Origin of the sequence: Streptomyces sp. W16 (genome assembly GCF_033194735.1) — a bacterium.
In the GTDB taxonomy this organism is placed as follows: Bacteria; Actinomycetota; Actinomycetes; order Streptomycetales; family Streptomycetaceae; genus Streptomyces.
Map to the genome: position 1 here is coordinate 1 of NZ_JAWOAI010000871.1, position 2,524 is coordinate 2,524.

The 2,524-nt window shown below is 70.7% G+C and carries 3 protein-coding genes and 1 pseudogene; 3 read left to right on the forward strand and 1 reads right to left on the reverse strand.

Features of this window, described 5'->3' with window-relative positions:
* Positions 1-958: serine/threonine-protein kinase (locus R6V09_RS50720; RefSeq protein WP_317888186.1), on the reverse strand; the 958-nt coding region annotated here is incomplete at its 3' end.
* A 197-nt stretch (positions 959-1,155) separates the two neighbouring features.
* Here R6V09_RS50720 and R6V09_RS50725 point away from each other — a divergent pair.
* The 3 genes and pseudogenes from R6V09_RS50725 to R6V09_RS50735 form a co-directional block, all read left to right on the forward strand.
* A complete protein-coding gene (locus tag R6V09_RS50725) occupies positions 1,156-1,431 on the forward strand; it encodes a hypothetical protein (RefSeq protein WP_033282228.1) in 276 nt (91 codons plus the stop codon).
* A 212-nt stretch (positions 1,432-1,643) separates the two neighbouring features.
* Positions 1,644-1,853: a hypothetical protein gene (locus tag R6V09_RS50730; protein WP_317888187.1), complete on the forward strand. Its 210-nt coding sequence runs from the start codon at positions 1,644-1,646 to the stop codon at positions 1,851-1,853.
* A gap of 287 nt (positions 1,854-2,140) precedes the next feature.
* Positions 2,141-2,524 (forward strand): annotated as a pseudogene (locus R6V09_RS50735) (aminoglycoside phosphotransferase family protein); the annotation flags it as partial.

Consider the following 2,524-nt stretch of genomic DNA (forward strand, 5'->3'; position numbering starts at 1 on the left):
TGCCCTGCGGACTCTGCGGGCGCCGCCCGCCCTGCGTGCGCTGCTGCTCGGGATAGCTCTCGGTGAGCCGCCCGGTGGGCCGGTCCGCTTCGCCACCACGCGGCGCGGGCGGCCGTACATCCGACAGGCCCTGGGCCTCGCGGGCGGCGATCTCCTTGAGGCGCAGGGAGAGTTGGAGGGTGCTGGGCCGCTCCTCGGGGTCCTTCGCCAGGCACGCGCGGACCAGTGGAGCGAGCGCGTCCGGCACACCGTGCAGCTGCGCCTCCTCGTGCACCACGCGGTACAGCATCACCTCGGAACTGCCGTGCCCGAAGGGCGAGTCGGACGTCGAGGCGTACGCGAGCGTGGCACCGAGCGAGAACACGTCCGTGGCCGGCGTGACCGCGGCCCCGCGCACCTGCTCGGGCGCGAGGAACCCGGGCGAACCAACGGCCGTACCGACATGCGTGAGCGTCGACGCCCCGGTCGCCCAGGCGATACCGAAGTCGATGATCCGCGGGCCCTTGGGGGAGAGGAGGATGTTCGACGGCTTGAGATCCCGGTGGACGACCCCGGCCTCGTGGACGGCGACGAGCCCCTCGGACAGCGCGGCCCCGATCGAGGCGACCTCGGCCGCGCCGAGCGCGCCCTCGTCGGCGACCTTGTCGTGCAGGGAGGGTCCGGGCACGTACTGCGTGGCGAACCACGGCCGGTCGGCTTCCAGATCCGCAGCGACCAGCCGGGCGGTGCACCCGCCGCGGATCCGCCGGGCGGCCGAGACCTCGCGCGCGAACCGCGAACGGAACTCCTGGTCCTCCGCCAGATCCGGCCGGATGACCTTCAGCGCCACCCGCTGACCCTTGCGGTCGGAGCCCAGATAGACGACGCCCATACCGCCCGCGCCGAGCCGTCTGTGAAGCCTGAACGAGCCGACGACGCGCGGGTCCTCGCGCCTCAGGCGCATCATCGCCATGTTCATCCCCGCTGCCCGGTCCGTATGACGAGCGACAGCTTACGTTTCCACAGCCGCCCGCGCGCAAAGGCCGCGCCCTCTCGGACCGACGGATTGTCAGTGCCGGGTGGGAAACTTTGAAGGGTGGTCAGAGGCCGTGCGAACAGCAGGACTTCATATCGCCCCTGACCTCAACCAACCATCACAGAAGGGGGATTGAGCGCGTGAAGGGTGATCGCGTCGAGATAGTGGTGGACGCCGGTGACACCACTCGTACATACGAGGTGGTGGCGAGCAGGGCAGGCCGCAGGGTGGAGACGGCGGTACGCCGAGGTGTCGTGGAAGTGAGCGAAGTCACGCGCAGCGGCTCCGTGGTCCGCACCGCCCGTTTCATGGCGACCAGGGTCCTCGCCCTGGTCGAGCAGCCGGTCCCGCGCGAGGACAGCTCAGAGAAAGCGGGGCACACCGGACTCCCCCTCCGGGAAGACCCCGAGACCTAGGACCTCGTCTCCACCCAGGGGAGTAGTTCGCAGGTCATTGCTCATCCTCCGGGAGGCCCGCCAATCGGTACGAGGGCATGACGACCCGCACCCGCCGCACGCCTAGATTTGAGGTCAAGCGGCGGGTGCAGCACTCGTCCCCCGAGGTCAGACACCCGCCGCTGCCAACGACAACTGAGTTCGGTCAACGGAGCACGGTCAGGAGAGGGACCATGGCCCATACGGCACCGCGGGCATTGATCCGCGAAGAGGGACGCAAGGCGTACAACGCGGCGTTCCACACCCGCCGCACAGGCCGTCGCCACCCACTGGTGGCGACCTTGATGGCACTTCCCCTGGCGGTCCTGCTCCTGGTCGTCTTCGACGGCTGGGAGACCGTGGCCACACAGGCGTCGTCCGTGGGAGTGATGCTGGGGCGCTGAGCGGCGACCCCAGGCCCGGAAGAGCGGTCCGGGCGGGGACATCAACCCATGAAACCCCGTGGGGACGGGGGTGCGGCGGACGGCAAAAAAGCCGGCGCAGCTGGGGAGCTGCGCCGGCTTTGCTTTGCCCTGCGGCTGTTGAAATCGGGCCTGTTCGATGAAGCGCCCTAGGTGGAGCGCCCCTAAGGGGCGCCGGGAACTGCGCGACCAGCCCCCACCGGCCCGCACCGAACCCACATACCCAGCCGTACGCTCCCATCGAAAGCCGTACGACTCAGGGGGACCCGGTGACCACCCACCAAGTGCTGCCCGACCTGACAGCCCGCGCCATACAAGCAGCGCACACCCAAACCCCGGCCTGCCCCTGCACTCCCGGCGGAGCCACCCTCACCGACCGCCCCGACGGCACAGTCGTCCGCCACGCAGCCACCGTCGCCAAGGCCCACGCCCCGAACACGAACCCCACCGACCTCACCGCCCGCCTCACCACGGCCGCACACCTCCCCGGCATCCTCCTGCCCCCACTGGACCCCGCCCCCCTCACGCTGCACGACCGCCAGGTGACGTTCTGGCCCTACGGCACCCCCGTGGACCCGGACGACCCGGACGCGGCCCCCTGGGAAGCCGCGGCCACCCTCCTCGCCCGCCTCCACCGCTCCCCGGCCCCGACC